Here is a 24,450-nt window from a genome sequence, read left to right as displayed (position 1 = left end):
GCGCGCACGATAGCCGCTCATTACCGCAAAGTCATGGGGCTTCGCTCATTCTGTCCGTTTTTGCCGGAAGCGACACGCTGCGGTAAGCAAACACCCGTTATTTATAAAAGACGGTACAATATAATTTCAGACCGGATACCTTGCGTACAAAAAGAGTATAGGAGGCAAGCCTGTAGCCTCGCTCGGCCCAATATTCCTTGTTTCCCTCCAGATGGTTCCAGCCGTCTATGACCCAGTCGAGCATTTTCGTATTGCGCGTGTAGTGCATGCGGACGAGCGCGCTGCCCACATCGAGAGAGCGCTGGCCGCTATCCTTGCACTCCATGCGGGTGACGATCATTCCGAAAGAACGCAGCTTGTCGGCGCGGGCAAAGGCATCGTTGCCGCTCATCCAGTCCGTCGTTTCCGCAGCCGCGCTGTTGCCGAGAATGGATCCGAGTGTAAGCACAAATAAAAAACAGAAATTTCTAATATTATTCACGGTTAAACCCATCGTTATATTCAGCATACCAATCCACACAAAATAAAAGGCCGTCAAGAACGGCCTTTCAAATTCATCAAAACTTTGGACCAGAGCTTACCGCTAAAAAATCAGGCAGCCCGGTTCCAGTTCAGCCCGCCCGCATCCGTCAGCAGGAAGGCCTCGCCGCAGGCTTTCGCCAGCGTGCGCACGCGCAGGATATAGCTCTGGCGTTCCGTGACCGAAATTACGCCGCGCGCATCCAGAAGGTTGAAGACATGGCTTGCCTTGATGCACTGGTCATAGGCCGGGAACACGCATTTATGCAGGCGCTGATTGTCGTTATCACCAGGCGCACCGGCAGCGAGAAGCGCCAGGCATTCCTTTTCGGCGTCGATGAAATGGCGATGCAGCATGGCCGTATCGGCAAATTCGAAATTATGGCGGGAATATTCCTGCTCGGCCTGCAGGAAGACATCGCCATAGGAAATCTTCTCTTCACCCTCGCGGCCGTTAAAATTCAGGTCGTAGACATTGTCGACGCCCTGAACATACATGGCGAGGCGTTCCAGACCATAGGTCAGCTCGCCCGCAACCGGCGAGCATTCGATGCCGCAGACCTGCTGGAAGTAGGTGAACTGCGACACTTCCATGCCGTCGCACCAGCATTCCCAACCGAGACCCCAGGCGCCGAGCGTCGGGCTTTCCCAGTCGTCTTCGACAAAGCGCACGTCATGCAGCAGCGGATCTAGGCCGATCGCCTTCAGCGAACCGAGATAGAGTTCCTGCAGATTGGACGGGTTGGGCTTCAGAATGACCTGATACTGGTAATAGTGCTGCAGACGGTTGGGGTTTTCCCCGTAACGACCGTCGGACGGGCGGCGCGACGGCTGCACATAGGCGGCCTTCCACGGCTTCGGCCCAAGTGCGCGCAGCGTCGTGGCCGGATGAAACGTACCCGCACCCACTTCCATATCGTAGGGCTGCAACACCGCGCAGCCCTTGTCGGCCCAGTAGTTGTGCAGCGTCAGGATAAGCGCCTGAAAGGAACGCTTGGGGTTCATATGGTCTGGAATATCGGTCATTGCAGTCATCGCGGCGTTAGGAGGAGAAGTAAGCACTTACTTACTTCGGATGCGGACTGGTGCCACGGCATGGCGAAGGGGTCAAGGATTTATGCGCTTCGACGCCAGCTTACGTCTCATCCTCGCGCTTCACGCGGTATTCGCCGGTTTCGGGGTCCTTGATCAGCGTGCCGATCGCGCCGGTTTCTCGTTCCTTCTCGCGCTGTTTCGATTTCGCGGAAAGCTTTTCCGCATCGCGGACGAAGCGGCGGTAAAGGATGACGGATCCCACCACCAGAAGAATGATTGTAATAAGCTGCGCCATAAGGCTCTATTCCCGCGACATCATAGACCGAAACGCGACCACAATGCCTTTTCTTCGGCAACTTCCGCAAGCCCCGAGACGGCGCCTGCCGCGAGCCTTTCGGCATTGAGGCCGAGCGCCGTATTCACACCCGGCACTTTTTTGCCGAACAGGCTGCGCCCGCCGCTAACGAGCTGGAGCTTGACCTTTTCACCGTAACGGCGGCGCAGAATCTCGCGCATGTCGCCCAGCCCGTCGATCAGGCCGAGGTCGAGACCACGCATGCCGGTCCAGAACAGGCCGGAGAATATCGCCTCATCGTCCTTCAGCTTCGAGCCGCGGCGCATCTTGACCATGTCGATGAAAACATTGTGGATTTCGACCTGGAGCGACTTCAGGTAGTCGATATCGCCTTCCTTTTCCGGCTGGAAGGGATCAAGGATGACCTTGTTCTCGCCGGCCGTATAGACACGGCGCTCCACGCCGAGCTTCTTCAGCATTTCCGGAAAACCGAAGCCACCGGAAACGACACCGATCGAACCGACGATGGAGGTGGGATCGGCGATGATCTCGTCGCCGGCAAGCGCGATCATGTAACCGCCGGAGGCTGCAACGTCCTCCACGAAGATCAGGACCTTCTTTTCCTTCTCCTCGGCAAGCTGGCGGATGCGGTTATAGATCATCCTTGCCTGCACCGGCGAACCGCCGGGCGAGTTGAGCGAAATGGCGACGGCCGGCGCATCCTTGACGGCGAAGGCCTTCTCCAGAAGGGGGGCGTAGGAAGCGAGATTGAGCGCGGGGCGGAACTGGTTGCCGCCGGCCATGATCGCGCCATGCATGCGCACCACCGGGATGACGAGCTCTTTTTTACGAAAGCGTTTCGGCACCAGATACTTCAAAAAACCCACTATTCAATCCTCGCAGCATTTATCCGTTCGTCACGGATGTATGTATCGCCCCGCAAAACACAATGGTTTGCGGCTGGCGGAACCGCGATATTTATGGCGCCGGCCGGATTGCCCTTACATTACGCGAATAGGCGGCGCGGCCATTGTTCAGCTCATCCACGAAGGGGGTGAAGGCGTGACTGCCGTTTTCATGCATGATGAGCGGTGCGCGGAAGGACAGCCGCGCACGCGAACCCTTGATGGCGGTGACGAGCATGCGCACCGCGTCCTCACGGGCACGCGGATGGATGAGGGTGATTTCGATGCCGCCGAAACGGCTGCCGCAGGCGGCGATGATCTCCGCCACCGATTGCGGCCTTGAAATCAGGGAAAGCTGCCCGCCCGAAACCATGATCGCGCCCGCGGTCCTGATCCAGTCTTCAAACAGACCCTCCGTCATGGCGTGGGCCTCGGCCTTCAGGGCATCCGGCGTGCGGCGGTCGCCTGCGTCATTATAGGGCGGGTTCATGATGACGTGATGGAAATAGTCATCGGGCAATCCCGCCTCAATGCGTGCTTTCGCTCGCAGGGTCACATCGGCCTCGCGCACGCTGACACGGGCGGAAAAAGCAGCATTTTCGGGCAATTCGAGACTGCGATGGGCAAATTGCGCCATTTCCGGCGCGCGTTCGTAGAGCGTCACCTCGGCCTTTTCGAGCCGCGCCGCAACTGCCATGCCGGCAGCTCCCGCACCCGCGCCGAGATCGGCGATCCGGCAGGCGCGATCGTCCGCCACCAGTGACGCCAGAAGCATGGCGTCCATTCCGGCCCGGTGCCCCCTGCCCTTCGGCTGGATGATGTGAAACCGGCCCCGGTGAAAGGCATCGATCGTTTCGGAAATGCCGCCGCCCACCGCCGTTCAAGCCTCTTCGTTGCGCAACTCGTCGCCCAGCCCGGCATCGATGAGAATGCGGCGGGCCTGGTCCGCCCGATCTTCCTCCACCAGAAACCGACGGGGCAAAAGGCCGAGCGATCCCTCCAGAATACTCATCGCCTGATCGGCAATGAGGCAGTGGATGCCGGCATCCTTCATCAGGCTTTCAGCGAAGGACAGAAGCACTGCATCGTTGGTACGGATCAGTTCACGCATGGATAAGCCCTAAATTCCCATCTTTTTGAATGGCTAGCGGCAATTCGCCCCTTGCCGCGCAAGGCGTCAGTTTTTATTGTCGAATTCAAATTCGAACTGGAGTCCTGTCCCTTGGGCGTCGTCATACCGCTTGAAGAAAGCAAAAACAAACTCGCATCCGTCAAGCCGCTTGTCGACCTGACCCGCCCCGACATGGAACGGGTGAACCAGCTTATCCTTTCCAAGGCCGGTTCCGATGTCCAGATGATACCCGAAGTGGCCAATCATCTCATCTCCTCCGGCGGCAAGCGCCTGAGGCCGATGCTGACGCTCGCGTCGGCCTCGATGTTCGGTTACGAGGGCGACAACCACATCAAGCTCGCCACCAGCGTGGAATTCATGCATACGGCGACGCTTCTGCATGACGATGTGGTCGATGAGAGCGATCTGCGCCGCGGCAAATCCACCGCCCGCACCATCTGGGGCAACCAGGCGAGCGTTCTCGTCGGCGACTTCCTGCTCGGCCAGGCGTTCCGCATGATGGTGGATGTCGGTTCGCTCGATGCGCTCGACGTGCTCTCCACCGCCGCCTCGGTGATTGCTGAGGGCGAAGTGCTGCAGCTTTCGGTCGCCAAGAACATGGAAACGACCGAAGATGATTATCTGCAGGTGATTCGCGCCAAGACGGCCGCCCTTTTTGCGGCGGCGGCGGAAGTCGGCCCCATCGTCGCCAAGACCGACAAGGCGACCCGCAGCGCGCTGAAATCCTACGGCATGAATCTCGGCCTCGCCTTCCAGCTCGTTGACGACGTGCTGGATTACGGTGGAAAGTCCGCCGATCTCGGCAAGAATACCGGCGACGATTTCCGCGAAGGCAAGATCACGCTGCCTGTCATCCTGTCCTATCGCCGCGGCACGCAGGATGAGCGCGCCTTCTGGCGCACCGCCATTGAAAAAGGCGAAAGCAGCGACGAGAACCTTGAAAAGGCGCTTGGGCTGATCACCAAATATAACGGCCTTGGCGATACGATCGGCCGCGCCACGCATTATGGCACCATTGCCCGTGACGCGCTCGCGCCGCTGCCGCAGAGCCCGTGGAAAGACGCGCTTCTGGAAGTGATCGACTTCTGCATCGAGCGTCTGAACTGACGCTAGAGGCCGGGCGAACGGCGGATGGAAAAGACCATCCGCCCGAGGTTCCGGGCCAGCTTCTCCGCAAGGTGTGATTGTGGCCGGGGCCATAATTTCTTGCGGCGTTGCTTCAAAAAAGCCATTCTATCGTGACCAACAATGGAAACTGATTTTTCCGTGCTTCTGCACAAAGGCAAAGGTTCCCTCATGCGGCGTAAACCAGCACTCCGTCTTCTCTGCAGCGCGGCTCTCGCCGCTGCTCTCGCAATCGGCGCGGGTGCAAGCCCCGGCTTTGCGGAGACGAAGGCGAAACCGGAAGACAAAGCCGTTACGTTCGATCCCGGCAAGGTAAATACCTTCTCCGGCGCCTTCCTCGCCGGGCGCAATGCCGATGTCGATCAGGACTATCCGACCGCGATTTCGCTCTACAAGAAGGCGCTTGAATTCGATCCGGCCAATACGGAAATCCGCCAGCGGCTGATGATCGCCGAACTTCTGAGCGGCAATTTCGAAGCCGGCGCCAAGATCGCCGATTCGATGAAGGACGATACCTCGGTGGAGCGTGTCACGACCATCGTGCGCGGTCTGGACGCCATCAAGGACAAGGAATTCGCCAAGGCCGAGAAGATCCTGAAATATACCGGTCCGAACGATCTCGACCGCATGGTCAATACGCTTTTGACCGCCTGGGCGCGTGCCGGTTCCGGCAAGCCGAAGGAAGCGCTGGCGCTCGTCAACAATATGAAGGGCCCGGGCTGGATTTCGATCTTCCAGAAATACAATGCGGCGGCCATCGCCCTTGTTTCCGGCAATACTGAAGCCGCCCGCAAGAGCCTGAACGAAGCGGTGACGGACCGCGAAGGCGGGGCAACCGCCTCCGACACCTATATGCGGGCGGTCATGGCGCTTGCCCGGCTCGAAGCTTCCGCCGGCAACAAGCAGAAGGCGCTGGACGCGATTGCGGTCGGCGACACTTTCGCGCCGAACTACGCGCCGCTGAAAGCACTTCGCCAGTCCATCGAAAATGGTGAAAAGCCGGAGCAGCAGATCACCAATGCCGTGGAAGGCGCCGCCAGCGTCATGTTCTCCATCGCCGGCGCGTTGAACCGCGAAGGCGCCGAAGAGATCGTGACGCTTTATCTGCAGACATCGCGCGCACTCGATCCCAAGAGTCCGGATACGCTCATCCTTCTCGGCGGCCTTTCTGAAGCCCTGAAACAGCCTGACCGCGCCATTGCGTTCTACCGCGAGGTGCCGAAAGATTCCCCGATGTATCGCATCTCCGAGCTGCAGCTCGGATTGACGCTTGCGCAGACGGGCAAGGTGGATGAGGCGCGCAAGCATCTCAAATCCCTCCTCGAATCCGATCCGAAGGACATCCGTTCCTATCTCGCCTATGGCAGCGTGCTTTCCGATGCCAAGGACTACAGGGCAATGGCTGAAAACTACGACAAGGCCATCGAGGTGATCGGCTCCGTGCCGCAGAAATCCGACTGGACGGTCTTCTTCCAGCGCGGCATCGCCTATGAGCGGCTGAAGGAATGGGACAAGGCCGAACCGAATTTCAAGCGGGCGCTGGAGCTGAACCCCGAGCAGCCGCAGGTTCTGAACTATCTGGGGTATTCCTGGGTGGACAAGGGCATCAATCTCGATGAAGCCATGAAGATGATCAGCCGCGCTGTCGAGCTTCGGCCGAATGACGGCTATATCGTCGATTCGCTCGGCTGGGCGCATTATCGCCTCGGCGCTTTCGATGAGGCGGTAACCGAGCTGGAACGGGCAATCGAGCTCAAGGCCGGCGATCCGACCATTAACGACCACCTTGGCGACGCCTATTGGCGCGTCGGTCGCAAGATCGAGGCGGTCTATCAATGGAACCGCGCGCTGATCGGCGACAATGATGATGTGGACAAGGCCAAGGTGAAGGAAAAGATCGCCAACGGCCTGCCGCCGGTGGAAAAAGACGCCGAAAATACCGCCAAGAAGGATGCAGCACCGCAACCGCCGGCCCCTCCAGCCCCGACGGCCCCTGCTCCGGACAAGAAATCCTGACGCCATATGCCGACGCAGGGCATCACCGGGGCGGCTGAGACAATCGAGGCGGCCCCGGCCAAGATCAATCTGGCACTGCATGTGACCGGTCAGAGAGCGGATGGTTATCATCTGCTCGAGACGCTGGTGACCTTCGCCGAAGCCGGCGACACGATCCGCATCCACGACGCCGATGCCGACAGTTTCTCCATATCGGGAACCTTCGGCGATCTTCTGCGTGCCGGCGATGGCGGCGACAATCTCGTCACCCGCGCCAGAGACCTGCTGCGCGATGCACTTGCATCGACGGGGCAACCAGCACGCCCGGTCGCCATTCATCTTGAAAAGAACCTGCCAGTGGCATCAGGCATCGGCGGCGGTTCGGCGGATGCGGCCGCGACGCTGCGAGGGCTTTTGCGGCACTGGCGCGCCGGGATGACACCGGATGCGCTTGCATCCATGGCGCTGAGGCTCGGAGCGGATGTGCCGATGTGTCTTGAGAGCCGCTCCCTGATCGCGCGCGGCATCGGCGAGGACATAGAACCGGTCACCGATCTACCGGAACTGTTCTTGGTTCTGGCCAATCCGCTGAAGGCCGTCTCTACACCGGAGATTTTCCGGCGATTGCAGAACAAGGCCAATCCGTCCCTGCCCGCCCATGCGACACCCCTGCCCGCCCATGCGACAATTGGCTGGATGGATTTTCTCGCCCAGAGCCGTAACGATCTGCAACCGCCAGCACAGGCGCTGCTTCCGGAAATCGGGGAGATTGCCGGGCTACTGTCGCAGGAAGGTGCTGCGCTTGTCCGCATGTCCGGTTCGGGGGCAACCTGTTTCGGGATTTTTCATTCTCTTGAAGCGGCCCGGACAGCGGAAACATCGCTTCGAAAGAAACGCCCCGACTGGTATTTTCAGGCGACACGGACCATTTGAGGATTAGAGCGGCGGGTCCGCCGCTCCCAGTTTTGTTTGAGCATCGGATTTTCCGAAAACCGCAATACACTTTTCGGTCCGGTGCTCCGGGCATTCAAGGATAAGGCCATGGCAGGCGAAAGACCCTTCATTCCCCTGGGCATTGCGGTTTTGACCGTTTCGGACAGCCGCACGCTGGAGAATGACAAATCCGGCGATACGCTCGTCGCAAGGCTGGAAGAAGCGGGCCACAGGCTTGCAGCCCGCGCCATCGTGCCTGATGACAAGGAAGCGATTGCCGACACCGTGCGCGAGTGGACGCTCTCTGAAGGCGTGGATGTGGTCATCACGACGGGCGGCACCGGCTTTACCGGCCGCGATGTGACGCCAGAAGCGCTGGAACCGCTGTTCGAAAAGCGCATGGACGGGTTTTCCGCCCTCTTTCACCGTATCTCCTATGACAAGATCGGCACCGCCACCATCCAGTCACGCGCGACCGGCGGCGTGGCGAACGCGACCTTCATCTTTGTGCTGCCCGGCTCTCCGGGGGCGTGCAAGGATGCGTGGGACGGCATCCTCAAGGCTCAGCTCGATTATCGCCACCTGCCCTGCAATTTCGTGGAGATAATGCCAAGGCTTGACGAGCATTTGAAGCGTGGGGCTGGCGGCGTTTAGATCAGCGGATCGAGGGTATCGGGCTTTACCCCCCTCTGCCCTGCCGGGCATCTCCCCCTCAAGGGGGGAGATCGGCAAGAAGCCCTCTTGTCGCTTCATTCTCAAGCTTCAAGATGGACGAAACATCACCGCAGACTGATCTCCCCCCTTGAGGGGGAGATGCCCGGCAGGGCAGAGGGGGGTGAAGCCGCATAGGCCTTCGATCCACTGTCAATTGACAACATCCAGAGCCTTTCGCCAACGGTGATAAGAACCGAGTGGCAACCTCGAAACCCAATCACGCCAGATATTTCTTGAAGAAATCCGTCGTCCGGCCCCAGGCAAGATCGGCAGCCGCCTTGTCGTAACGCGCCGAGGAAGTGTCATTGTTGAAGGCGTGGTTGACGCCGTCATAAACGAAGATTTCGAAGGTCTTGCCGTTTTCCTCCAGCGCCTTCTTATAGGCGTCGATGCCGGCATTGATGCGCTCGTCGAGACCCGCATAGTGCAAAAGCAGTGGCGCCTTGATGGCAGGCACATCGGCCGCCGGCGCCTGCTGGCCGTAATAGGCGACGCCGGCATTCAAACCTGCCGACTTGGTGGCGAAACGATTTACCAGCCCGCCGCCCCAGCAGAAACCGACCGCGCCGACCTTGCCATTCGCCCCCTGCCTTGCCGCAAGCCACACCCGGCCCGCTTCGGCGTTGGCGACGGTCGCATCCATGTCGAGACCGCTGAACATCTGCCGTGCCTTTTCCTCGTCAGCGGGCGTGCCGCCCTGCGGAGAGAGGAAATCGACCGCAAGCGCCCGGAAACCAGCGAGCGCCACCCGTCTGGCCACGTCACGGATATGGTCGTTCAGACCGCGGTTCTCATGGATGACGATGACCGAGCCGATGGGGCCGGATGCCGATTTCGGTGTAACGAGGTAACCCTTCATCTCGCCGGCGGGGCCGGGATATGTCACCTCTTCCGCGACGATCCCCGCATCATCGGGTGCTACGATTGCCGCACGGGCGCTGTTGGCGGAAAGCAGCGGGGCGATTGCCGCGGCGGCCGCACCGGAGCCGGCCAGCACGGTGAGCTTTTCCATGAATTTGCGGCGGTCGAGGCTGAGATGGGTATATTCATCATAAGCGTCGATCATGGCCTGCGTAATCTTGGGCTTGTCCATCGCTCTATCCTCCTTGAACGCACGGATGCGGAAGGATAGCGCAGATCGCCCTACGGGGAACGATGCGGGCGGAAGCGGCGTCACACATTTGCGTGAGCGCCGCGGCCGCATTTTCACATCAGGCGGCGAGGTCCACGACGATGCGGCCGTCGATCTTGCCCTCTTCCATGCGATGGAAGATATCGTTGATGTTTTCGAGCTTGTCCCACGAGAAGTGGGCGGCCACCTTGCCTTCACCGGCGAAGGTCAGCGCCTCCTCCAGATCCTGCCGTGTGCCGACGATGGAGCCGCGCACCGTGATGCGCTTCAGCACCGTGTCGAAAACCGGAATGGAGATAAAGCCCGGCGGCAGGCCGACAAGCGCCATCGTCCCCTTGGAGCGGAGGAAACCGTAGGCCTGCTCCATGGCCTTGGGCGAAACCGCCGTCACCAGCGCGCCATGGACACCGCCGGTTGCCTTCTGCACCTGCTCAACTGCGTCAGGCGCACGGCCATTGACGACGACATCGGCTCCGAGTTTTTTCGCAAGCGCCAGCTTGTCGTCGAAAATATCGGCGGCAACGACATGCATGCCCATCGCCTTGGCATATTGCACGGCCATGTGGCCAAGCCCGCCAATGCCTGAAATGACCACCCACTCACCGGGCCTGACTTCGGTTTCCTTCAGACCCTTGTAGACGGTGACACCGGCGCAGAGCACGGGTGCGGCGGGACCGAATTCTAGATTATCCGGCAGGCGGCCGACGAATTTCGGATCGGCAAGGCCATATTCGGCAAAGCTGCCGTTGACAGAATAACCCGAATTCTTCTGGCTTGGGCAAAGAGTCTCCCAGCCGGTACGGCAGGGAATGCAGCATCCGCAGGCGGTGTAGAGCCACGGCGTGCCGGCGCGGTCGCCTTCCTTGATGCCGGTGACGCCTGCGCCGATCTTGGCGACATAACCGACACCTTCGTGGCCGGGAATGAAGGGCGGGTTGGGCTTGACCGGCCAGTCGCCCGTTGCTGCGTGCAGGTCGGTGTGGCAAATGCCCGTCGCCTTGTAGTTGATGAGAATTTCACCGGGACCGGGATCCGGTATCGCCACTTCCTCGATGGTCAGCGGTTTTCCAAATGCGCGGACAACCGCCGCCTTCATTGTCTTAGCCATGACATACTCCCTAATCTCTGCTCGCCTGAAATCCTCGACGGCAGGCAGAGATTAACGGGGATGCGGCGTCATGGAATTGACCCATCGCAAATCGGAGTATTTTGCCAGGCGGGATTGTCTCACTTATGAGGCAACCTCACGGTGCTGATTTATTCCAGCGCCAACCATATGGCGAGCCATGCCCAGAGGCAGACGACCAGTGCAAAGCCGATGCCGAACAATGCGCCGCGCTGACGCAGGCGATTGCTGGTGACGTGGACATAGGAATGGGCGTAGCGCGAAAGCACGAACAGCCATGCCAGAACAACGGTGACGACATTATCCGCATCCGTGATGTAAAGCAGCAGGCAGGCGATGTGGAACAGGACCGGCAGCTCGAACTGGTTGGCAATATTGCGGTTCACCAAACGGCTTTCGTGCGCCTCCTCGCCGTGATCACGCAGCTTGATCGCCGATTCGCGATCCTTGAAGGTGTATTTGTTGCGCCGGATGATCAGCAGGCCGTAAAGCAAGAAGACGAGAAAGACATGGGCGATCATCGGCCAGAACATTGCGGTCGTTGGTGACATGCTTTCTCCCCCAATCGTGAAAACGCTCCCCGATCCGGCTTGAGATCGGGGAGCGCCAAATAACTAGCCTATCTTTTTACGGATTCGGCTCGAAAGATCAAACCGCGCCGGGATAGTTCGGGCTTTCGCGGGTGATCGTCACGTCATGAGCATGGCTTTCGCGCAGGCCCGCGCTGGAGATGCGCACGAAGGTGGCGCGCTCCTGGAATTCCTTGATGTTGCTGCCGCCGACATAACCCATGGCGGCCTTGAGGCCACCGGCCAGCTGGTGCAGCACGCCGGAAACCGGACCCTTATAGGGAACCTGGCCTTCGATGCCCTCGGGAACGAGCTTCAGCGTGTCGCGCACTTCCGCCTGGAAATAGCGGTCGGCGGAACCGCGGGCCATGGCGCCAACGGAACCCATGCCGCGATAGGCCTTGAAGGAGCGGCCCTGGTAGAGGAACACCTCGCCCGGGCTTTCATCCGTACCTGCCAACAGCGAGCCGATCATGACGGCGGAAGCGCCGGCGGCGATGGCCTTGGCCAGATCGCCCGAGAACTTGATGCCGCCATCGGCGATGACAGGAATGTCAGCCGCATTGGCCACCTCGACCGACGACATGATCGCGGCAAGCTGCGGAACGCCGACGCCGGCGACGATGCGGGTGGTGCAGATGGAACCGGGGCCGATACCGACCTTGACGCCATCGGCGCCGGCATCGATCAGCGCCTTGGTGCCGTCAGCGGTTGCGACATTGCCGGCGATGATGCGAACCGAGTTCGACATCTTCTTGACCACCGAAACGGCATCGAGCACGCGCTGCGAATGGCCGTGTGCGGTATCGACGACCAGAAGGTCTACACCAGCATCGATGAGGCGCTCGGCGCGCTCGATGGCATCGGCACCAACGCTGATGGCGGCGGCGGCGCGAAGACGGCCCTGCGCATCCTTGGTGGCATTGGGATTAAGCTGCGATTTCTCGATATCCTTGACGGTGATGAGGCCGACGCAATTGCCCTTTCCGTCCACAACCAGCAGCTTTTCAATGCGGTGCTTGTGCAGCAGGCGGCGCGCTTCCTGCTGATCGACGCTGCTTTCCTTGACCGTGACCAGATTTTCGCGGGTCATCAGTTCATAGATTTTCTGCTGCGGATCGGAAGCGAAGCGCACGTCGCGGTTCGTCAGAATGCCGACGAGGCGGCCGTTCTTGTGGCCGCCGGAGCCGCCATTTTCAACCACCGGAATACCGGAAATGCCATGCGCCTTCATCAGCGCCTGCGCTTCTGCAAGCGTCGCATCCGGGCCTATCGTGACCGGGTTGACGACCATGCCGCTTTCGAACTTCTTCACCTGCCGAACTTCTTCAGCCTGTTCGATGGGGGTGAGGTTGCGGTGGATAACGCCGATGCCGCCGGCCTGGGCCATGGCGATAGCGAGACGGCCTTCGGTCACCGTGTCCATGGCGGAAGAGAGGATTGGAAGGTTGAGATCGATATCGCGGGCGATGCGGGTGGCGATATTCGTCTGTCCCGGCATAACCTCGGAATGTCCGGGTTGCAGCAACACATCGTCAAATGTGAGAGCGTCCAAACCAGTGGGTGTTTGAATGATGCGTGCCATGACCAAATTCCTTCATAATGAAAATGCGTGGCCGTTCCGGAACGAAAAGTTCACCCCGGCGCCCTGCAAGGATTGCTTGGAAGTTGGCGAGGGCTGGTAACACGTTCATGACAGGAAGGGAATAGAAAAAACCCGGAATTGCCTTCCGGGTCCCCTCTGTTGCTGCATTGCAGCAGATATCAGATATCGAACTGATAGGATTTCGGCACGAAACGGTAACCCGTATCCAGCTTTTCCGCGTAACCGACAGCCGGAAAAGGCATGTGATACCCAAGGAAGGGCAGCCGGTCGGTAGCGATCATGTCATAGACTTTCTTGCGGGTCGCGGCCGCCGCCGCCTTGTCCATGTCGAACTTGACCTCCCAGTCCGGCCTTTGCAGCGACAGGACGAAATGATTGGCCGTGTCCGCCGTCAGGATCAGCTGCTTGCCTTCCGATTCGACACGGAAGATCATATGGCCAGGCGAATGACCGAAAGCTGCAATGCCGGTGATGCCGGACACGACATTGCCACCATCACCGATGAAGGTCGCCTTTTCCGCCAGCGGCTTGACGCTGGCCAGAACACCCTTATGGCCGCCCTCGGCCGGTGTTCCCACCCGCTTCTCGTCCGCCCAGAAATCATATTCCGCCTGGCCGAAAACATAACGCGCCTTGGAGAACGCAGGCGCGCCCTTTTCCATCAGCCCGCCTATGTGGTCGCCATGCATATGGGTCAGCACCACCACGGTTACATCCTCTGGCGAATAACCGGCCGCCGCCATGCCCTCGGTCAGGCGGCCGTTGCCGGCGCCGCGACCGGCCTCACCAAAACCGGTGTCGAACAGCACGAGGTCCGTGCCTGTATTGATGAGAACCGGCGAGAAGGAATTGACGAACTGGTCCTTCGGCAGAAAATTGTCTTCCAGCAATTTGCCGACCGTTTCCGCAGACTGATCCGTGCCGAAGGTCTCGCCGGGATTGGGTGCGGCGCGTGAGCCGTCCTTCACCACGAGCACTTCGAAATTGCCGAGCTTGAAGCGGTTGGTTTCCGGCGGCATGGCGTGTTTGATCTCCATGGAGGTCTGCGGCTGGTTGGTCTGGGCATTTGCGCTGCGCGCCATCAAAAGCGGCGCGCCGAGAACGCTTGCACCGGCCGCACCGATGAGGCCGCGTCTGCTCATGCTCAAGGATTGGGTCATCATCTTTCTCCCGATATCGCCAACTGGCCGTGATCGCCAACTGAACTCACCGAACGGACAATAGAGCGAGAAAGTTGCAAGAAAACCGGCCTCACGCAGGTTTGATCGGAACTTGAGAAATTGATAATTAACGTGTTGGCAAGCCCGCTCATCAGGCGTAGGAGGAACGGCGATATCCTTTGTCGCAGCGGAAAGCCGCAGGCAGCCTCATGAACCGCATTATTCCCCTCATCCTGGCAGTCGCTCTCTTCATGGAGCAAATGGACTCCACCGTCATCGCCACCTCGCTTCCGGCGATTGCAGCCGACCTTAATGTTGGGCCGATCACGCTCAAGCTCGCGCTGACCGCCTATATGGTGGCGCTGGCGATCTTCATTCCCATCAGCGGCTGGATGGCCGACAAATACGGCGCGAAGAAAATCTTCCGTTTCGCCATCGGCGTCTTTGTCGTGGGGTCGATCTGCTGCGCGGTGTCCTCGTCGGTGTTCGAATTCGTGCTTTCGCGTTTCCTGCAGGGCATGGGCGGTGCGATGATGACGCCCGTCGGCCGCCTCGTGCTGCTGCGCACGACCAAGCGCAGCGAGCTCGTCTCTGCCATGGCGCTGCTGACGATACCTGGACTTGTGGGACCGCTGACCGGCCCGCCCATCGGCGGCTTCATCACCACCTATTTTTCATGGCACTGGATTTTCCTCATCAACGTCCCCATCGGCGTCATCGGCATCTGGCTCTCGACGATCTTCCTGCCGGAAATCGAAACCACCAACCCACCGCCGATGGACGGCAAAGGGTTCGTGCTCTCAGGCATCGCCGCCTCCGGCGTCGTATTCGGTCTGTCGGTCGTCAGCCTTCCGGCCCTGCCGCCCGCCATCGGCATCGCCTCGACGATCATCGGTTTCATCTGCGGTTTTCTTTACATGCGCCACGCCGCACGCCACCCTGCCCCCATTCTGGATTTCCGCATATTCCAGAACGCGACCTTCCGGGCGGCTTCCGTCGGCGGCACCGTTTTCCGCATTTCCACGGGCGCCATTCCCTTCCTGATGCCACTGATGCTGCAGATCGGTTTCGGGTTGAACCCGTTCCAGTCAGGCATGATCACCTTTGCAGGCGCGATCGGTGCGATCACCACGAAATTCATGGCCAAGCGGGTCTTTGCGGCGACAGGCTTCCGATCAACGCTGATTGGGGCCGGCATCGTCGGCGCCTTCACAACGCTTGCCAACAGCTTCTTCACGCCGGAAACGCCCTATCCGCTGATCATGATCTTCCTTGTCACGGCGGGGTTTGCCCGTTCCTTCTTTTTCACCGGGTCGAACGCGCTCAGCTATTCCGATATCGAGGACAGCCAGGCCAGTCAGGCGACCTCGATGGCGTCAGTACTGCAGCAGATCAGCCTGGCGCTGGGCGTGGCTTTCGCCGCCTCCATTCTGGAAGTCAGCAGCATGATATCAGGCTCGCATCTGCAGCTTGCCGATTTCCACGTCGCCTTCACCATCGTGGCGCTGGTATCGCTGTTCGCCATCGTGCCGATCATCCGCATGGACGGCAATGCCGGGGCGGCCGTCTCCGGCCACCGCGGCAAGGTCTCGCAACCGGCGGAGTGATCAGTCTTCCGCCGCCTCGTCGGCTTCGGATGCGTCAGCCGGCTCGTTCTTGCGGCCCTTGAAGTGCTTGGCAAGCAGGAACATTTCCACCGATTCCGAGCGTGAGGACGCCGGCTTGACGTGCAACACCTGCTTGAAGTTCTTCTTCAGCATGTCCAGCAACTGCTTTTCCGTGCCGCCCTGGAAGGTCTTGGCAAGGAAATGGCCGCCTTCCGCCAGCACCTGAACGGCGAAATCGGCCGCGACTTCGCACAGATGCATGGTGCGGATATGGTCGGTCTTCTGGTGCCCGGTGGTGGGCGCCGCCATATCCGACAATACCAGATCAGGCGTGCCGCCAACGGCCTCCATCAGCTTTTCGGGTGCTGTCGGATCAAGGAAGTCGAGCTGCAGGATTTTTACGCCGGGAATGGGATCGATTTCGAGAAAATCGATCGCCGCGACGCGGATATCGTCCTCGGTGGAATCCGTCACCTTCGAAGCGATCTGCGACCAGCTTCCGGGTGCCGCACCAAGGTCGATGATGCGGGTCGCGCCCTTCAATATCTGATGCTTGTCGTTGATTTCCAGCAGCTTGAAGGCGGCGCGGGCGCGATAGCCTTCAAGCTTGGCGCGCTGCACATAGGGGTCATTGATATGACGTTCAAGCCAACGGCGCGATGAGGCCTTGAGCTTGGTCTTCTTGACCTTCTGGCCGATCTTTCGGCCGGTGCGATTGGTGCTTGTCGGCGCCTTGCTCATGTCAAACCTTCCGTCCTGTCCTGCCGTGTCATCTGCATGCGCCTTATGCGGTTACGCCGCCATGCGCCGTCATCCGCCATCATATCCGTCAACAGGCCTTCGCGCAGACCGCGATCGGCCACTCGCATACGCCGCGCCGGCCAGCGGCGGCGAATGGCCTCGAGAATGGCGCAGCCGGCCAGAACCAGATCCGCCCTGTCAGGCCCGATGCAGGCATTGGCGGCGCGGCCGGCAAAATCCCAGGCCAGCAGCTTGTCCTGCATCGCCGTCACCTCGGCATCGGAAAGCCAGAGACCATCCACCTTCCGACGATCGTATCGTGGCAGATCGAGATGGACGCCGGCAAGCGTCGTCACCGTGCCCGACGTTCCGATCAGGTGAAAATCCTCGTGATGCATCTGCGGCGCCAGAGGCGGGCAATGGAAGGCATCGAGCAACCCTTCGACTTCCCGCACCATGGCGGCAAAGACATCCGGCGTCACATCACGGCCGCCGTGACGTTCCGAAAGCGTGACGACGCCAACCGGCAGCGAGGTCCAGTGGGTGATGTGATTGGCGAGCCGGTTCGAGCGATTTTCCCCGACCTTGATAACGGCGATTTCCGAGGATCCGCCACCGATATCGAACAGCACGACGGAGCGTGCTTCACGCCCGACGAGCGAGGCGCAGCCAGACACCGCAAGGCGGGCTTCCGTCTCGCGGCTGATGATTTCAAGCTTCAGTCCCGTTTCCCGCGTGACACGCGCCAGAAACTCTTCGCCATTCGACGCAGCGCGGCAGGCCTCGGTGGCGATGAGACGCATGCGCCTGATCGGGCGGCCCGAGAGTTTCGCGGAGCAGACTTTCAGCGCCTCGACAGCACGATCCATGGCATCATCGGACAGCCGCCCACTCGACACCAGCCCCTCACCCAGCCGGACGATACGCGAAAAGGCATCGACGACCCGGAACTGACCGGGCCGCGTCGGCTGCGCGATCAGAAGGCGGCAATTATTGGTGCCGAGATCGAGCGCGGCATACATATCCGCCGGCGGCTCCTGGCCATGCTCGTGCTGGCGGCCTGCGTGGCGGGCGAATATTTCGGATTGCCGGTGCGGTTCCTGTCCAGCCCCGTTGGCCCGGCCATTCTGCTTGCCGACATGTTTCGGCGCATGGGTAGGAACCAGCGGACGACCCTGTGGATCACGGCCGCGCGGATCGCGATGCCCACGCTTGCGGTGGCGCGACTTTCGCCCGCCGCCCGGCGGCACGGAGGATGGATTGGCCGCATCTGTTGCGGCTGGAGCCTGCGTCTGCGCGCTGGAAGCTGGGGCAGCCTGTTGAGACGTACCCTTGCCGCGGGAGCGCCTGCGGCGCTTTCTCTTGCGCGGCTCGGCATCCGGCTCGAGAGCCGATACGTAGGAGGAACCGGCCGGAACATCCGCGGCAACATCATGCGACAGCACAACAGCGTCACGGGGCTGACCGTCACGCTTGTGTTTCTTGCCACGACGGGATCGCTTCGCTTTCCCTTTGTTCGCCACCGACGCCCCTTGTTCCGACGGCTTTGGGCCGTTTCCGGGGTCGATCACTGTCTTGTCCATTTCGCCGCGCACAAGCGTAGACGCTATGCTGCTGGCTTTCATAAGGTTTCGTTGGGCGGACAATACCAGCGCAAGAGATTTTAGCCAAATGGTTTTTGCCGGGCTGCGTATGGCCCAGGGTTCATGCGTTACCCATGCTGCATGGGAACGACACAGTCACGCAATGGTTTTGGGGATTTTCGGAAATCGGAAGCAGCCTGCGCGGCGTCAGGGCTTCAGCAGGGATCCGCAGGCATGAACAGCATCGACGGAAGAAAATACTCCCCTCTCCCGGTAAGTCACTGTGACATATAGACTTATCGGGAGAGGGGAATGGTACGGTTGAGTGGGGTCGAACCACCGACCTCAGGTGCCACAAACCTGCGCTCTAACCAACTGAGCTACAACCGCACATGAAACGCCGAAGCGGCGTCACGGGGGGTGACATAAAAGGTGTTTCCCCCATTTGCAAGTGCCTCTTCGAATTTTGCGAAAAAAGGCGTCGAAAGGCAAGTTCTTTTCAATGGGCCGGGCTGACATGGAGAAGCCGCAGCGGCCTGTTGATGTTAACTCTATTTGGCGATTCATCCCGCAGATGGTGGACCCGGCAGCGCTGTGAAGTTATTTAAAATTCTGTTAACGTGATGCCTCGGCGGGTTTACGTTTTGCGCTTCATGAGGAAGCCGAAAGCCCGCAAGGTCCGGTAGTGCCAGAATAGGTTTCGACATGCCCGCCGTCCAGTATCCCTTTATCGATATCGCAGTACATGAACGGGTGCGTGAAGGTTTCGGGCGTGGCGCGGCCATGGCGCTGTTCTCGCTGGACCTTAAAAATGCCCTTTGGGCCAATGGCCGGGGTGCGGCGCTGTTCGGCACGCCGATGGTCTATGATTTTCTGGAACAGGGCCCGAAGCCACGGGACGTGACCTTCCGGCAATTGGCGGCCACGGCGGCGCGGCTTTCCAAAGCGGGCGACAGCCTGCCGTTTACCATTCGCATCACATCGGGTTTCCGCAGCCTTGCCGTCACCGCGCGCGCGGAAATCATCGAGGCCGAGCCCGGTCAGCCGGCCATCCTGTTTTCGGCCCTTACCGATCAGGCCGCACCCGACACGGCAGAATGCGCCCGGCGCATGATCGAAGGTTTTGACGATCCCGATATCCATATGGCGGTTCTGAACGGCGAGAACGAGATTATCGCCGCCTCGCCCGGCTTTTCGTCGCTCGGTATCACGCCGCACACGGCGCGGACGCTGGTGAAAATGGCAGCCGGCCAGTCCGGCCATCTCGTCAAGCGGCCGGTGCCAACCGGCAAGGGCTATCTGCCCGCCGCCACCGGCCAGATCGCCGCGTCGCCCGAACTGAACCTGATGTTCGTGGTCGAAACCGCGCTGGGCACACTCGACCCCGTTAATGGTTTTGCGGAAGACAAGCCGCAGGAAACGCCCGCCGCCGCCGAACCCGCCTTGCCGGTTGCGGAGGCCGCGCCTGCTGTCGCAACAGCCGCCTCCTTCGATTCCGTGCTCGATGCCGTCGCTGGCATCGAAGATGTGGAAGAGGTGCAGGAACTGCTGGCCGATCCCGAAGAGGAAGTGGCAGCGCAGCAGGATGAGAACAGCCTTCTGACATTGCCGGAAATCGGAGCGGAGACCCCGGCGGAGCTTTCCGCGCAGGAGGCCGACGCCGCTGCTGATATGGCGATGACTGACGACATCGCCGATCTTTTCGAACTTGATGAGGATGAAGCAGAGGCTCCCTTAACCGAGCGAGCAATCGCCGACGCCGACGCCCCTGCCGAAGAGGCCCGGGCCGAAGACAATGCAGCCGCGGACGATGAAATCGTCGAAACCGCGCCGTCAGAAGCTGCTCCTGCGGCGGATGAGGAGATAACGACGGAGACCGAGGAGACAGACAACGGCGCTGGCGAAGAAGCACAGCCTTTTGTCTTCAATGCTGGTGCACGCGCTTCCCGTTTCGTCTGGAAAATCGACGCCGAAGGACGCTTCAGCTCGATCTCGCATGAGTTTGCGGAAGCCGTGGGCGCGAAGGCTGCAGCCGTGGAAGGCATGGGCTTTGCCGATGTCGCAGCCCTGTTCAATCTCGATCCCGACGGCAAGATCCGCGAGCTTCTCGGCCGTCGCGACACCTGGTCGGGCAAGACGATCTATTGGCCGGTGGAAGGCACATCGCTGATGGTGCCGATCGATCTCGCCGCCCTGCCCACCTATACGCGCTCACGCGAATTCGACGGTTTCCGCGGTTTCGGTATCGTGCGGCTTGCCGATGCCACCGAAGACCCGCATGCCACGGGCCTTACCTTCCTCGATGGCGAAGAGGCCGATCCGGCAGAAGCACTGCCGCAGCCGTCTATCGAGGATGAAAGCCACGAATTGCTGGCCTTTATCGATGAGGATGACGACGAAGGCGGCGATTCTGGTGAGGATGAGGACCCGGCAACGGACGTCGATGCGTCAGACGACGCATCGGATGCGGTCTCTGTCGAAGAACCGCACGCTGACTATACTCCGCCGGAATTCGAGGCACCTGTTGTGGCGCCGGCGCTGGAGCCAACCTATTCCGACAAGGTCGTCCATCTGGAGGAGCGCCGTTCCCGCTCCCGCGAGGGCCTGACCGCAGGCGAGCAGGCTGCCTTCCGCGAAATCGGCCGGGCCCTGGCGCCGGCGGATACTGCTTCGGAGGAAAACCCGGGCACAGATGCGGAGACCATTTCCGCCGAGCCGGCAGGGCAGGATATCCAGCAGGATATCGTTGCGGATGCGCCGGAAAGCGCACCCTTCGATACGAAAAATGACGAAAAGACGAACGAACCGGCTGATGAAGACGATCTTTTTGCGGACTATGTTCGTGGCGAGCAGCCCGCGACCATTCGCGCAGCGGCGGATGAAAGCGGCTCTGACGAAAAGCAGGAGACTGCAATTGACGAGCAGCCGACTGCCGATATTGCCGCCTCCATGGTCAGCCCGTCCGTTCGCCCCGCAAATGCGTTGACGGCCGAGACGCTGGACCAGATGCCCGTTGCGCTTCTGGTGCATGCCGGCGACAGGCTGATCCACGCCAATCCGGATTTCCTGCGGTTGACGGGCTATGGATCTCTCGCTGAACTGCAAGATGTCGGCGGGCTGGAAGCGCTGCTGCAGCGGCAGGATCTGGAGGACATGCCGGACAATGAGGGCGGCATGGTCGTCGTCAGCGCCGAAAACGACATCATTCCGGTCAAGGCGCGGCTGCAATCCATCCGCTGGGAAGAAACCAAGGCGCTGATGCTGTCGCTGGTGCCGCTCGAAGAAAAGCAGGCGCCGGTTGCGGCCGCCAACGAAAATATTGCGGCCGGCGACATCGAAAATGCGGAAGCAGGTAGCCTCTCCCTCCTGCAGGGCGAAGTGGAGGAACTGCACTCCATTCTGGAAACCGCCACCGATGGCGTGGTGCTTCTGGGAGACGAAGGCGAAATCCGCTCGCTCAACCGTTCCGCCAGCGCGCTGTTCAATTATGATAATGGTGAAATCGCCGGAAAACCTTTCGTCACCCTCTTTGCCCATGAGAGCCAGCGCGCCGTGCTGGATTATCTTTCCGGCCTTGCCAATAACGGTGTCGCGAGCGTGCTGAATGATGGCCGCGAAGTGATCGGCCGCGAGGCATCCGGCGGCTTCCTGCCGCTGTTCATGACCATTGGCCGGCTTAAATCCTCGCATGGCTATTGCGTTGTCATTCGTGACATCACCCAGTGGAAGCGCACGGAAGAGGAACTGCGCAACGCCAAGCGCGCGGCGGAAACCGCCAATGCCCACAAGACCGATTTCCTCGCGCGCGTCAGCCATGAAATCCGCACGCCGCTCAACGCCATCATCGGCTTTGCCGACATGATGGCGACTGAACGCTTCGGGCCTATCGGCCATTCGCGCTATGTGGAATATTCCAACGATATCGGCCGCTCCGGCCGGCATGTGCTCGATATCGTCAATGATCTCCTCGATATTTCGAAGATCGAGGCCGGGCAGATGGATGTGGATTTCATCGCCGTGCCGCTGAACGAGACGGTGGCCGAGGCGGTGTCGCTGGTGCAACCGCAAGCCAATAACCAGCGTGTCATTATCCGCACGGCCCTTGCGCAATCTGTGCCGCAGATCGTCGCCGACCTGCGCTCGATCAAGCAGATCGTGCTGAACATCCTGTCGAACGCCATCCGTTTCACGCCATCAGGCGGCCAGATCGTCGTTTCCACAGCCTATGAAGCCAATGGCAGCGTGTCGCTGCGCATCCGCGATACCGGCATCGGCATGACGCGCGCGGAACTGGAGCAGGCCATGAAGCCGTTCCGGCAAGTGGCCTCTTCCGGCAAACGTGTGCGGGGCGACGGCACCGGACTCGGCCTGCCGCTGACCAAGGCCATGGTGGACGCCAACCGTGCGAATTTCTCCATCACCTCAACGCCGAATGAGGGCACGCTGGTGGAAATCAGCTTTCCGTCACAGCGGGTTCTTGCCAACTGAGGTCATGCGGGCGTAGCAATGCGAAAGCCGCCGGCTGAAGGATCAGCCGGTTAAGGCTTTTTGCAAGACAGCAGGCTCGCATGCCCATGACGGCTCCCCTTCCCGCGACAAAACGCGTTTCGCTATTGCCGATTGCGGCCATCATTGTCGCAGCCATTGCCGCCATGCCCATTCTGGCGATCTTCTGGCTGGCGCTGACCGGCAGCACGGAGGGGTGGCAGCATCTTCTCGCCAATGTTCTGCCGCGCGCCGGCTTTCGCACCTTCATGCTGCTGGGGATGACGGCCGCGACGACGGCATTTTTCGGCATTGCCTGCGCCTGGCTTGTCACTACATTCGAGTTTCCGCTGCGGCGGCTGTTGTCGGCAGCACTTGTCCTGCCGCTTGCCATTCCGTCCTACCTGGCAGCCTATGCGTTCGGTGAGTTTCTCGACTTTACCGGCCCGGTGCAGAGCGCCCTTCGCGCGGCCTTCGGTTATCACAGCATCCGCGATTACTGGTTTCCGGATATACGCTCGCTCGGCGGTGCTGTCATCGTTCTGAGCTCGGTACTCTATCCCTATGTCTATCTCTCGGCGCGCGCCGCCTTTTCCATGCAGGGACGTTTTGCGGCTGATGCGGCCCGCACGCTTGGCGCAAGGCCTCTGAACGTGTTCTTCTCCGTGCAATTGCCGATGGCGCGGCCGGCGATTGCCATCGGCCTGTCGCTGGTCTTGATGGAGACGCTGAACGATATCGGCGCGGTCGAATATCTCGGCGTCCAGACGCTGACCTTCACCATTTACGAGACCTGGCTCAATCGCGGCAATCTTGCCAATGCGACCCAGATCGCCGCCGTCATCCTCATCATCGTCGGTGCGCTGATCGTCATCGAACGCAACGCCCGCGAAAAACAGCGCTTCGGCGCGCCGAAGGCGACAAGCATGGCGCAGCGCCACCGGCTGAAGGCGCTGACCGGCTGGCGGCGCTGGTGCGCAAGCCTGTTCTGCTTTGTTCCCGTGGCGAGCGGCTTTTTCATTCCCGTCATCGTGCTCGGCGGTTATGCCGTCAGGAGGCTCGACGCGCTGTTCTCCCCGAAGCTTCTGAAAGCGCTCGGACACAGTCTCGAAGTCTCGCTTTCCGCCGCCTTCGTGACGCTGATTGCCGCTTTTGTGTTTTCCTATGCCATCCGCACCGAGCGCTCGCGTACCTCCAAGGTCGCCGCCCGCTTCGGCTCCATGGGATATGGCGTGCCGGGAACCGTGCTCGCCATTGGCGTGCTCATTCCGCTGGCCAGCCTCGATAATGGCGTCGACGGGTTCATCCGTTCCCATTTCGGCTTTTCCAGCGGCTTGCTGCTATCAGGCACCGCCTTCGCCATCATCTATGCCCATGCCGTGCGCTTCATGACCATGGCGGAAGGCACGCTCGATGCCGGTTTCCAGAAGCTCTCGCCGCATATCGACATGGCCTCGCGAACGCTTGGGCGCAACCGGGCACAGACGCTGTTCAAGGTGCTGTTGCCGAACATGCGGCCGGCGGCGCTGACTGCTTTTCTTCTGGTCCTGATCGAATCCATGAAGGAACTGCCGGCCACCATCCTGCTCCGGCCTTTCGGTTTCAACACGCTGGCAACGCTGGTCTATGAGGATGCATCCCGCTCAAAGGTGCAGGATGCTGCCGTACCGGCGATCATCATCATTATCGCCGGGCTTGTTCCTGTGCTGCTGGTCTCGAAATCGATGGATCATCCGGAAAATCGCTGAATGGCATCGGCCGTCGCGGCAAAAAGAAAGGCGGCCTTGC

Annotated in this window: 20 protein-coding genes and 1 tRNA gene; 7 read left to right on the top strand and 14 right to left on the bottom strand. The window is 60.4% G+C overall.

What is annotated here, in order from left to right; translation table 11 throughout:
* Nucleotides 1-97: 97 nt before the first annotated feature.
* The 6 genes from DA915_RS03120 to DA915_RS03095 all read right to left on the bottom strand — a co-directional run bounded on the left by DA915_RS03120 (nt 98) and on the right by DA915_RS03095 (nt 3,865).
* A complete protein-coding gene (locus DA915_RS03120; RefSeq protein ID WP_236772014.1) occupies nt 98-448 on the bottom strand; it encodes a hypothetical protein in 351 nt (116 codons plus the stop codon).
* 143 nt (nt 449-591) lie between these two features.
* A complete protein-coding gene (locus DA915_RS03115; protein WP_162687113.1) occupies nt 592-1,554 on the bottom strand; it encodes a glycine--tRNA ligase subunit alpha in 963 nt (320 codons plus the stop codon).
* 100 nt (nt 1,555-1,654) lie between these two features.
* On the bottom strand, nt 1,655-1,849 hold the full coding sequence (locus DA915_RS03110) for an NfeD family protein (RefSeq protein WP_003503256.1): 195 nt from the start codon (nt 1,847-1,849) through the stop codon (nt 1,655-1,657).
* Between the two features lie 20 nt (nt 1,850-1,869).
* Nucleotides 1,870-2,739 (bottom strand): S49 family peptidase, encoded by an 870-nt coding sequence (locus DA915_RS03105; RefSeq protein ID WP_035212555.1) that lies wholly within the window; start codon nt 2,737-2,739, stop codon nt 1,870-1,872.
* 88 nt (nt 2,740-2,827) lie between these two features.
* A complete protein-coding gene (locus tag DA915_RS03100; protein WP_099085640.1) occupies nt 2,828-3,628 on the bottom strand; it encodes a tRNA1(Val) (adenine(37)-N6)-methyltransferase in 801 nt (266 codons plus the stop codon).
* Nucleotides 3,629-3,634: 6 nt separating this feature from the next.
* Nucleotides 3,635-3,865: a DUF2007 domain-containing protein gene (locus tag DA915_RS03095; protein ID WP_003503261.1), complete on the bottom strand. Its 231-nt coding sequence runs from the start codon at nt 3,863-3,865 to the stop codon at nt 3,635-3,637.
* A 111-nt stretch (nt 3,866-3,976) separates the two neighbouring features.
* Between DA915_RS03095 and DA915_RS03090 the strand changes: the two genes are divergently transcribed.
* From DA915_RS03090 to moaB, 4 genes are all read left to right on the top strand, one after another.
* Nucleotides 3,977-4,993 carry a polyprenyl synthetase family protein gene (locus DA915_RS03090; protein WP_003503263.1) on the top strand — a complete coding sequence of 339 codons (1,017 nt, stop codon included), beginning with the start codon at nt 3,977-3,979 and terminating at the stop codon, nt 4,991-4,993.
* Between the two features lie 189 nt (nt 4,994-5,182).
* On the top strand, nt 5,183-7,027 hold the full coding sequence (locus DA915_RS03085; protein ID WP_107675147.1) for a tetratricopeptide repeat protein: 1,845 nt from the start codon (nt 5,183-5,185) through the stop codon (nt 7,025-7,027).
* A 6-nt stretch (nt 7,028-7,033) separates the two neighbouring features.
* Nucleotides 7,034-7,939, top strand: a complete 906-nt coding sequence (locus tag DA915_RS03080; protein ID WP_107675109.1) for a 4-(cytidine 5'-diphospho)-2-C-methyl-D-erythritol kinase — start codon at nt 7,034-7,036, stop codon at nt 7,937-7,939.
* A gap of 108 nt (nt 7,940-8,047) precedes the next feature.
* Nucleotides 8,048-8,593 carry a molybdenum cofactor biosynthesis protein B gene (gene moaB / locus DA915_RS03075; protein WP_107675146.1) on the top strand — a complete coding sequence of 182 codons (546 nt, stop codon included), beginning with the start codon at nt 8,048-8,050 and terminating at the stop codon, nt 8,591-8,593.
* Between the two features lie 277 nt (nt 8,594-8,870).
* Here moaB and DA915_RS03065 read toward each other — a convergent pair whose 3' ends face one another.
* The 5 genes from DA915_RS03065 to DA915_RS03040 all read right to left on the bottom strand — a co-directional run bounded on the left by DA915_RS03065 (nt 8,871) and on the right by DA915_RS03040 (nt 14,246).
* Nucleotides 8,871-9,746: a dienelactone hydrolase family protein gene (locus DA915_RS03065; protein ID WP_107675108.1), complete on the bottom strand. Its 876-nt coding sequence runs from the start codon at nt 9,744-9,746 to the stop codon at nt 8,871-8,873.
* 118 nt (nt 9,747-9,864) lie between these two features.
* Nucleotides 9,865-10,893: an alcohol dehydrogenase AdhP gene (gene adhP, locus DA915_RS03060; RefSeq protein ID WP_107675107.1), complete on the bottom strand. Its 1,029-nt coding sequence runs from the start codon at nt 10,891-10,893 to the stop codon at nt 9,865-9,867.
* Between the two features lie 149 nt (nt 10,894-11,042).
* A complete protein-coding gene (locus DA915_RS03055) occupies nt 11,043-11,444 on the bottom strand; it encodes an MAPEG family protein (RefSeq protein ID WP_031234389.1) in 402 nt (133 codons plus the stop codon).
* A gap of 115 nt (nt 11,445-11,559) precedes the next feature.
* Nucleotides 11,560-13,065 (bottom strand): IMP dehydrogenase, encoded by a 1,506-nt coding sequence (guaB, locus tag DA915_RS03050; protein WP_020812622.1) that lies wholly within the window; start codon nt 13,063-13,065, stop codon nt 11,560-11,562.
* Nucleotides 13,066-13,244: 179 nt separating this feature from the next.
* On the bottom strand, nt 13,245-14,246 hold the full coding sequence (locus tag DA915_RS03040) for an MBL fold metallo-hydrolase (RefSeq protein WP_192886391.1): 1,002 nt from the start codon (nt 14,244-14,246) through the stop codon (nt 13,245-13,247).
* A 209-nt stretch (nt 14,247-14,455) separates the two neighbouring features.
* Here DA915_RS03040 and DA915_RS03035 point away from each other — a divergent pair, with 209 nt between their 5' ends.
* Complete coding sequence (locus DA915_RS03035) at nt 14,456-15,853, top strand: MDR family MFS transporter (protein WP_107675106.1); 1,398 nt, start codon at nt 14,456-14,458, stop codon at nt 15,851-15,853.
* On the opposite strand, the gene DA915_RS03030 is transcribed toward DA915_RS03035, so the two are convergent.
* From DA915_RS03030 to DA915_RS03020, 3 genes are all read right to left on the bottom strand, one after another.
* Nucleotides 15,854-16,594, bottom strand: a complete 741-nt coding sequence (locus DA915_RS03030; RefSeq protein ID WP_107675105.1) for an RlmE family RNA methyltransferase — start codon at nt 16,592-16,594, stop codon at nt 15,854-15,856. It lies immediately after the preceding gene.
* A complete protein-coding gene (locus DA915_RS03025) occupies nt 16,591-18,219 on the bottom strand; it encodes a Ppx/GppA phosphatase family protein (RefSeq protein WP_192886390.1) in 1,629 nt (542 codons plus the stop codon). The genes DA915_RS03030 and DA915_RS03025 overlap by 4 nt, the downstream gene beginning before the upstream one ends.
* A 271-nt stretch (nt 18,220-18,490) precedes the next feature.
* Nucleotides 18,491-18,567, bottom strand: a tRNA-His gene (locus DA915_RS03020).
* 315 nt (nt 18,568-18,882) lie between these two features.
* On the opposite strand from DA915_RS03020, the gene DA915_RS03015 reads away from it, so the two are divergent.
* Both DA915_RS03015 and DA915_RS03010 read left to right on the top strand, forming a co-directional pair.
* A complete protein-coding gene (locus DA915_RS03015) occupies nt 18,883-22,665 on the top strand; it encodes an ATP-binding protein (RefSeq protein WP_107675103.1) in 3,783 nt (1,260 codons plus the stop codon).
* A gap of 80 nt (nt 22,666-22,745) precedes the next feature.
* A complete protein-coding gene (locus DA915_RS03010) occupies nt 22,746-24,410 on the top strand; it encodes an iron ABC transporter permease (RefSeq protein ID WP_192886389.1) in 1,665 nt (554 codons plus the stop codon).
* The last annotated feature ends 40 nt before the right edge of the window (nt 24,411-24,450 follow it).

It is taken from the genome of Agrobacterium sp. LAD9, assembly GCF_003031125.1.
Classification (GTDB): domain Bacteria; phylum Pseudomonadota; class Alphaproteobacteria; order Rhizobiales; family Rhizobiaceae; genus Agrobacterium; species Agrobacterium radiobacter.
This window is presented reverse-complemented; position numbering and strand designations above follow the sequence as displayed.

Coding starts and splice junctions, on each gene's coding strand:
- DA915_RS03115 (WP_162687113.1), bottom strand. CDS start 1,554: ATGACTGCAATGACCGATATTCCAGACCATATGAACCCCAAGCGTTCC.
- DA915_RS03110 (WP_003503256.1), bottom strand. CDS start 1,849: ATGGCGCAGCTTATTACAATCATTCTTCTGGTGGTGGGATCCGTCATC.
- DA915_RS03095 (WP_003503261.1), bottom strand. CDS start 3,865: ATGCGTGAACTGATCCGTACCAACGATGCAGTGCTTCTGTCCTTCGCT.
- DA915_RS03085 (WP_107675147.1), top strand. CDS start 5,183: ATGCGGCGTAAACCAGCACTCCGTCTTCTCTGCAGCGCGGCTCTCGCC.
- DA915_RS03080 (WP_107675109.1), top strand. CDS start 7,034: ATGCCGACGCAGGGCATCACCGGGGCGGCTGAGACAATCGAGGCGGCC.
- moaB (WP_107675146.1), top strand. CDS start 8,048: ATGGCAGGCGAAAGACCCTTCATTCCCCTGGGCATTGCGGTTTTGACC.
- DA915_RS03065 (WP_107675108.1), bottom strand. CDS start 9,746: ATGGACAAGCCCAAGATTACGCAGGCCATGATCGACGCTTATGATGAA.
- adhP (WP_107675107.1), bottom strand. CDS start 10,893: ATGGCTAAGACAATGAAGGCGGCGGTTGTCCGCGCATTTGGAAAACCG.
- DA915_RS03055 (WP_031234389.1), bottom strand. CDS start 11,444: ATGTTCTGGCCGATGATCGCCCATGTCTTTCTCGTCTTCTTGCTTTAC.
- guaB (WP_020812622.1), bottom strand. CDS start 13,065: ATGGCACGCATCATTCAAACACCCACTGGTTTGGACGCTCTCACATTT.
- DA915_RS03040 (WP_192886391.1), bottom strand. CDS start 14,246: ATGACCCAATCCTTGAGCATGAGCAGACGCGGCCTCATCGGTGCGGCC.
- DA915_RS03035 (WP_107675106.1), top strand. CDS start 14,456: ATGAACCGCATTATTCCCCTCATCCTGGCAGTCGCTCTCTTCATGGAG.
- DA915_RS03030 (WP_107675105.1), bottom strand. CDS start 16,594: ATGAGCAAGGCGCCGACAAGCACCAATCGCACCGGCCGAAAGATCGGC.
- DA915_RS03025 (WP_192886390.1), bottom strand. CDS start 18,219: ATGAAAGCCAGCAGCATAGCGTCTACGCTTGTGCGCGGCGAAATGGAC.
- DA915_RS03015 (WP_107675103.1), top strand. CDS start 18,883: ATGCCCGCCGTCCAGTATCCCTTTATCGATATCGCAGTACATGAACGG.
- DA915_RS03010 (WP_192886389.1), top strand. CDS start 22,746: ATGCCCATGACGGCTCCCCTTCCCGCGACAAAACGCGTTTCGCTATTG.